This window comes from bacterium (genome assembly GCA_029210965.1).
Lineage (GTDB): Bacteria > BMS3Abin14 > BMS3Abin14 > BMS3Abin14 > BMS3Abin14 > JALHUC01.
The window spans coordinates 21045-28378 of the sequence record JARGFZ010000034.1; the positions used below are offsets into that span (position 1 = coordinate 21045).

General features: G+C 53.9%; 8 protein-coding genes. 4 read left to right on the top strand and 4 right to left on the bottom strand.

All coding sequences use genetic code 11. The annotated features are described in order from the left end of the window. The first annotated feature begins 3 nt into the window (after positions 1-3). The 4 genes from P1S59_11305 (at position 4) to P1S59_11320 (ending at position 4239) form a co-directional block, all read left to right on the top strand. Positions 4-957 carry an RluA family pseudouridine synthase gene (locus P1S59_11305; GenBank protein ID MDF1526839.1) on the top strand — a complete coding sequence of 318 codons (954 nt, stop codon included), beginning with the start codon at positions 4-6 and terminating at the stop codon, positions 955-957. Then, a complete protein-coding gene (locus tag P1S59_11310; protein MDF1526840.1) occupies positions 954-1748 on the top strand; it encodes a polyphenol oxidase family protein in 795 nt (264 codons plus the stop codon). Before P1S59_11305 ends, P1S59_11310 begins: the two co-directional genes overlap by 4 nt. Positions 1749-2462: 714 nt before the next feature. Beyond that, positions 2463-3806, top strand: coding sequence for a Fic family protein (locus P1S59_11315; protein MDF1526841.1), 1344 nt, complete (start codon positions 2463-2465; stop codon positions 3804-3806). 157 nt (positions 3807-3963) lie between these two features. After that, complete coding sequence (locus P1S59_11320) at positions 3964-4239, top strand: hypothetical protein (protein MDF1526842.1); 276 nt, start codon at positions 3964-3966, stop codon at positions 4237-4239. Positions 4240-4297: 58 nt separating this feature from the next. Here P1S59_11320 and P1S59_11325 read toward each other — a convergent pair whose 3' ends face one another. The 4 genes from P1S59_11325 to P1S59_11340 all read right to left on the bottom strand — a co-directional run bounded on the left by P1S59_11325 (position 4298) and on the right by P1S59_11340 (position 7205). Continuing rightward, entirely contained in the window at positions 4298-4897 is a 600-nt protein-coding gene (locus P1S59_11325; GenBank protein ID MDF1526843.1) for a DNA-3-methyladenine glycosylase I, read from the bottom strand. 180 nt (positions 4898-5077) lie between these two features. Next, positions 5078-5602, bottom strand: a complete 525-nt coding sequence (locus P1S59_11330; protein ID MDF1526844.1) for a Gx transporter family protein — start codon at positions 5600-5602, stop codon at positions 5078-5080. Next, a complete protein-coding gene (locus P1S59_11335) occupies positions 5586-5966 on the bottom strand; it encodes a NusG domain II-containing protein (protein ID MDF1526845.1) in 381 nt (126 codons plus the stop codon). The genes P1S59_11330 and P1S59_11335 overlap by 17 nt, the downstream gene beginning before the upstream one ends. Positions 5967-6287: 321 nt before the next feature. Continuing rightward, positions 6288-7205 (bottom strand): phosphoribosylaminoimidazolesuccinocarboxamide synthase, encoded by a 918-nt coding sequence (locus P1S59_11340; protein ID MDF1526846.1) that lies wholly within the window; start codon positions 7203-7205, stop codon positions 6288-6290. Between the last annotated feature and the right edge of the window lie 129 nt (positions 7206-7334).

Sequence of the window (7334 nt, forward strand, 5' to 3'; positions counted from 1 at the left end):
CCCATGGGGAGCACCCACCTTACCGTAACACCCGAAGAATCCAAAACCCGCCTTGACCACTTTCTGTCTCACAGGCTCCCAGACCTGACCCGTTCCCGGCTTAAAAAGCTCATCGGGGAAGGTCATATACTCGTTGACGGGGTTTCAACCAAGGCCGGTGCAATGCTGCGGGCAGGCAATGTAGTGACGGTTCAGGTCCCTGCGCTTCAGCCGTCAGACGTCATGCCGGAAGCGATCCCCCTTTCTATCCTCCACGAAGACAGCGATCTTATCGTCATCGACAAGGCTCCCCACATGGTTGTTCATCCGGCCCACGGGCATTCGACGGGCACACTCGTTAACGCCCTTCTCCACCATTGTCTGGACCTGTCCGGAATAGGCGGGGTCATGAGGCCGGGTATTGTCCACCGGCTGGACAAGGGTACCTCGGGCGTTATGGTGGCGGCCAAGAACGACGCTGCCCACCACTGCCTGTCGGCCCAGTTCAAGGACCACACCATCGGGCGTGTCTATCTTGCAGCTGTGAGAGGCGAACTCAAAGAAGACAGGGGCCGCATCGAAAAACCCCTCGCCCGCCACTCCCGGAACAGGAAAAAGATCGCAGTGCGCGAATCGGGCCGTAGCGCCGTAACTGACTACGAGGTCCTGGGGCGTCGTAACGGTATCAGTCTGGTTAGGCTTGTACCCGGGACCGGCAGGACCCATCAGCTTCGCGTGCACCTGGCCTCTTCAGGTCACCCCATTCTCGGTGATGTGACCTATGGCGGGGGGGTACAGTCACTTCATCAGAAGAGCAGCGAGGGTAAAGCCCTCCTCAGGGCTCTTCGGAGACCTGCCCTCCACGCCCTGAAACTCGAGTTCGACCACCCTTCAACACACCTGCGGCTGTCCTTCGAATCTCCCCCTCCTGAAGACCTGTCAGGCCTTTTCCAGTGGATCGTGGGAGGAACCCTGTGACGATCCTGCGCTCGGCCCTTCTTGATAGGGAGGGGTTTGATCATGGGTTTGGGACGAGGCGGTCAATACCAGGCGATTTCCCCGTGGATGTTCATATATTATTGCAGGTCCACGGGGAAAAGATCGTGGTATTGACCGGCGATCCTGAAGAGGAGAAGAGGAGAAAAGGGGAAAAGGAGACAAACCGTAGAACTGTTTGCTCTGGCGCCTCTTCCCCATCCCCCCTCTTCCCCTTTTCCGGAGCGGAAGTGGTCTACCAGAACCTTCCAGCACACCACTTCCGGTTTGACGAGGGGGATGCCATGGTGAGCGATATCCCGGGTGTTTCCCTGGGGATCCGCACCGCCGACTGTCTGCCCCTCCTCATCGTGGACCGTGTCAGGGGGACGGCGGCAGCGGTGCACTGCGGCTGGCGGAGCCTGGCCCTTGGCCTAACAGGTAAAGCCGTCCGGGTGATGACCGGAGTCATGGGAAGCAGTGAGAAACACCTCCTCGCGGCCATCGGGCCCTCCATCGGGCTGTGCTGCTACGAGGTGGGGGAGGATGTAAGGGATGCTTTCTCTCATTTCAGAAGTGGAGACGGCCTTTTCGTACAGCGTGACAAGAGCCTTTATCTCGACCTGGCCTCGGGGGTGAAGACCCAACTCATCATGGAAGGCGTGGCCCCCGAGAACGTGGATGAGATCGTGGGGTGTACTTCATGCAACCCGGAGCTGTTCTGGTCGCACCGGGCACGCAAAGACAAAGAGCGCATGGTGAGTTTCGTTACTGTGAGAAAAGGGTATGAGTGATGGAACTGATCACATGACGCGGGGACCAACCTTCGCTCCTTGAAAACTTGTACCTTTCTCTTTTTCCCTCTTGCCACGTCGTAGCTGGAAGCGAAGACGGGTCCCCTCGCCCGCAGGGCGCAGGCCACGATAACATCGCAGATAGGTGCGAGACTCACCGGGTCCCCTCGCCCGCAGGGCGCAGGCACCGTGACCCAGGGGCGGGACTTTTCGTCCTATGGGGAAGTGGATGGGGTAGGGTATAACGCGGGTGCGCCAAGCGTGTATGCGTGGAGCGTGGTCAGGGATAATGCGGAAAGCGGCGACAGGCACGACCCCGGTTACGGCGATGCCGGCAGTACCAGCCCGTATCCTCTTTAAGTATCAATTTGACATAAGTTGATACTTTATGATATATGACTATCAAGAAAATATTGATTGATAGTTGATGGTCTCGCAAAAAGTCCATCAACGCGCCCCGCGCGGGGCGCCCGGATCAATGAACAGCCGCGCCTGGGAGAGGCGCCCGGATCGAGTGCCAAAGGCTGTGTGTTCGATCCGTGAGGGAACCGAAAACCACGCTTTTCGGTTCCCGTTGAGCCAAAGTCCCGCACAGACTTTGGCGATATATAAGCAGTCTCCGTAAGGAAAGGGAAAACGACGCTTTTCCCTTTCCGTTGAGCAAAAAGTCCCGGATCCGACTTTTTGCGACCCTGTCATAGTTAAGGGTTGATTATGAAAATCCCTGAGAAACCACCGCATTGGATGAAGCCTTTCCGCGCGATGCCTCGTCGGTCATTGGAGTTTTTTGCTTCAGAAAAAGGCCGTACACTTATGCAAAAAATTGACGATGGCTATCTACATTGGGAGAAGGTTAAATATAAAAATACACCGTCTTCAATCGATCCAAGTCATCTCTGGGCCATAGTGAAAGCTGCGCGCCTTCAAAGGCGCCGTGTTTTGCCGCTTTTTAGCACTAAAAGAAAAGCATTCACCTATGGTCTTCCCGATTCCGTCCATCGAGAATTGCATTTTGTGGACTGGTTTGCAGGGGGGCAGCTGGGATTGGAAACACCCGGGTTATCTCCTGATGCGAAAGAGCGATATCTTGTAAGCTCTCTTATGGAAGAGGCCATTGCCTCAAGCCAAATTGAGGGTGCTGCGACAACGCGCCGTGTTGCCAAGGAAATGCTTCGCTCTGGTCGTAAACCCCGTGACCGAGCTGAGCAAATGATCCTCAATAGTTACAGAACCATACAGCGGATTAAAAACCTTGTAGATGAAGATCTTTCAGTCGAAGTGCTTCATGAACTTCAAGAATCAATGACCGTGGAAACCCTGGATGATCCACATTGTGTAGGGAGATTCCGTCTTCCGGACGAAGAAATCCATGTTGTTGACATCGAGGATGGAAAGCCCCTTCATGTCCCACCCCCTGCCGAGGAATTAAGCGACAGGGTACAAGCTATGTGCGATTTCGCTAACCAGGATGGTAAATCTGAATTTATTCATCCTGTGCTCAAAGCTGTGATCCTCCATTTCTGGCTTGCTTATGATCATCCATATGTAGACGGAAATGGTCGTACGGCGCGTGCCCTTTTTTATTGGTATGCAATGAAGAAAGGCTACTGGCTTATAGAGTACCTTTCCGTTTCCCGAATGATCATGAAGTCGAGAAACCAATACTATCGATCATTTCTTTATGCTGAAAGTGATGACTTCGATGTTACCTATTTTATCGTTTATCATCTCAAAGCTCTAAATCTGGCAATGGAGGAACTCCGTCGCTATCTGGAGCGTAAGCAAAGAGAATACAGGGAATCACTAAGTATGCTGCACGGATGGCCTGGCCTTAACTACAGGCAGCAGGCATTACTTAGACACGCTCTAAACAATCCGTTTGCGATATACACTTTTCAATCCCACATGAATTCTCACAATATTGCTTATGCAACAGGAAGAAGCGACCTGTTGACTCTAGTTGAGCGAGGCCTTCTTATTGCAAACAAGGTAGGTAGACAGTTTCAATTCCTGGTTCCAGGCGATCTTTACGAGAAAATTGTAAAAAATCGCATTTAGGAAACACTGTGTGACCAAGAGATTTCCGGGCATCTGGATCGGAAGCACGGGGGCGAACTTCTTCACGAGTTGGGCCAGTCGAGCCTGGAGAAGCTGATCTCAGAGCTTGTGGAACGTGAAGTGTCTGAGTTTCTGGGTCGCTGTCAACGGTGTCTTAGTGGAGAAGTACCTATGGCAGGCCGCGACGCTGCTGGCTGTCCTTGATCCTTCGGGCACTGTTGTCCAGAGATTCGAATATGCCGATAGACGGATGCCGGTGTCCATGACCTACCAGGGCGGTGTGTACTATTTCGGCTACGATCCGGCAACGGGGAAGTGGACAGCGAAGGATCCCCTTCGACTGAGCTCAGGGCAGGCGATAGATTTTGCGGGAGGGGATCTGAATTTATTATGCTTTGCTTTGAGAAATGTTTGGGCCGTGAAATTGCAGTAAGTTTCTGGTGTCAGAGCACTTATGTGTTGAAGCTTTTGATCTTCTCCGCGTCCCCGTGTCACCGCGTCTGGTTCTCCATTTCCTGACACTCCTGCCATCTCCAGCATCCCATCTCGTGATCGTTGACCATCCCCACCCCCTGCATGAAGGCGTAGCATATGGTGCTGCCGGCAAAGGTGAAGCCCCTCTTCTTCATCTCCCTGGCCATGGTGTCGCTCTCCGGTGACGTAGCCGGTATGTCCGACATCTTCTTTATCCGGTTCACAACGGGCCGACCGCCGACAAAGCCCCAGAGAAAGTCCGATAAGGACCCGAACTCCTCGATCACCTCCAGGGCGGCCAGGGCGTTCTTTCTTACAGAGTAGACCTTCAATCGGTTTCGGATAATAGACGTGTCAGTGAGGACCTCTTGCAGGTAGGCATCGGTCATCAGGGAACATTTTTTTATGTTGAAGTTGTGAAATAACTTTTTGTATCCGGTCCGCCTTTTAAGGATCGTAGCCCAGGAGAGCCCTGCCTGAGCCCCGCCCATAGAGAACATTTCGAAAAGCTTCCGATTCTCACGGACAGGGACACCCCACTCTTCGTCATGGTAGGCGATCATCTCATCGCTGGATCCTTCAGGCCAGGAGCATCGTTTTTTTAATGGTGATTCCATATTCCAGACTCCAGATTCCAAATGTTTAAAAGCTTTAACGCGGAGGGCCGCGGGAGCGCCGTCTCCCAGGCGCTGTCGCAGGGGGCCGCGGTTAAAATCCAGGTTCAGGTTTAACTGCGGCTCTTAGCGGTACGGCCACGGCCGGCCGTCCTGCGGCTCTCTGCGTTATAGCTTTTGATCTTATCCTGCGTCCTGTGTCCTGTGTCCTGTGTCCTGAACTTCAAGTACCTCCACCAGTTTCCCCGCTACCCAAGCGTTGAAGATCCCTGTGAGAATCGCCACTGTACCCATCACCGGCAGCAGGGCCAGGAGGCCGGGTGACCGCACGTAAAGCAGGACCGCAACAGTAAGCTGTCCCAGGATGTGGGCGTAGGCTCCCCCCATGCTGATGCCGTAGAGGGAAAACCTCCCTGAAAGAATGAGGGGCACCATGACCAGGAGACTGGTCGCGCCCCCCGCCGCGGAAAGAACCGCCGTGGGGGAAAAGACACCTCCCCAGAGAATCGCTACCAGGCCCACTCTCCCTGCTGTCACCCAAGCGCCTCCTGTAACGCCAAGGGTCACAAAGGCCACAAGGGTCATGATGTTCCCGAGTCCCAGGCGCACCATGGGGAAGGGGTTGGGAACGACCCTCTCCAGGGAGGCCAGCGCGAAGGCCCCTGCCACCAGAAGGGCAAGTGTGGTGATCCTAGCGGGAGACCGCATCCACTTCCTCCGGACCTGAGACCTTGATGACGATTCGGTTGGGCAGGCAGACGATGACCTGTCCCCCCCGGTCAATGGATCCCATTGCTTCGCATATTTTGAGGGGACAAGGGGCGTTTTCCAGATGGGCGCGGCCCTTTTGGACAACCAGGAAAGCAGTGCCGAGGGGACCCGACACCGGGTGCCGCCCGTCGACATTCAAGGGTATTTCAGTGATGGAATCAGGTGTCCTGACTGTAAGCTGCTGCCCCACGGAACCGGCGGGCAGGAACCTCGGGGAGAACACCGTCAAGGAGATGAGGAGAACCAGCAGAATCCCGTCAGCGAACCTGGGGCGGGAGGAAGGAGTGATCTCAAATCTCATATCTCAGATCTCAGAAATGATCCAAGATCCGGGATCCGGGATTCAAAAGGAGAGCGCATATGGTTCACAGCATTAACGCTATTTATCTTCTCCTGTGTTTTGCGTTCTACAGTCTGCATTCTGCCTCTGGTAGATCGATTCTCTGACATCGCGTTTTATGATCGGTAACGATAATCCCATTGATGGAAACGCTTCTAAGGAAATCTTTGGGGTCGGGATCCATGAGCTTGATAAACCTTCACGTACGTGCGTGCATGCGCCAGGCGTGGTTGCGAAGGCTTATATTCGTTTTACGCACAAACGCTTAACGCACCTACGTGTCTAACTATCGAAGCTTTTCCCCGTTAACAGCTCGTAGGCCTCCAGGTATTTTTCCCTGGTATTCATTACAACCTCCTCCGGCAGCTCGGGCGCGGGAGGAGTTTTGTCCCAGACAAGGGTCTCCAGGTAGTCCCTCACGTACTGTTTGTCAAAGCTTAAAGGGCTTGTACCGACTTTGTAGGATGCCGCGGGCCAGAATCGAGAGGAATCGGGGGTCAGGATCTCGTCGATGAGAATGATCTTCCCGTCGATATGGCCGAACTCGAACTTTGTATCCGAGATGATAATACCTTTCTCCTGAGCATGGATCCGGGCCTTTTCGTACAGGGCGAGGGTCAGTTCCCTGAGTCTGGTGATTGTTTCTATCCCGACAACCTCCGCTGCCTTTTCAAAGGGGATGTTCTCATCGTGACCGGTATCTGCCTTGGTGGCGGGGGTGAAGATGGTCTCCGGCAGTCTCTGTGCAAGCTGCAGTCCTTCAGGCAATTCGATGCCGCAGATGGCGCCGTCTTTCTGGTAATCACTCCATCCGCCCCCAGCCAGATACCCACGGGCCACACACTCTATGGGGTAGGAATCGGCCTTCTTCACGATCAGGCTCCTGCCTTCGAGAAGCTCGGAGTATTTCTGAAGCTGGGATGGAAAATCTTCTACTTTGCGAGCTACCAGGTGGTTTTCAACGATGTCGTTTGTGAGATCGAACCAGAAAAGAGACATTTGAGTGAGGATCCTGCCCTTGTCCGGGATACCGTTGGGCATGATGACGTCGAAAGCTGAAATACGATCGGTGGCAACCAGCAGGAGGTGTTCTCCAAGATCGTAAACATCGCGGACCTTTCCCCTCCGGAAGATCGGGATTCCGGGAAGATCAGTCTGGGTAACGGCTTGTGATCCTGATTGTCCGTGAAAGTCTGACATGAAAGTCTCCTCTGGTCCAAATTTGATAGAGTCGCAAAAAGTCCAATCCGAAACTTTTCGCTCCACGGAAAGGGAAAAGCGTCGTTTTCCCTTTCCTTACAAATCAATGACTTACGGAGTGAGTCATTG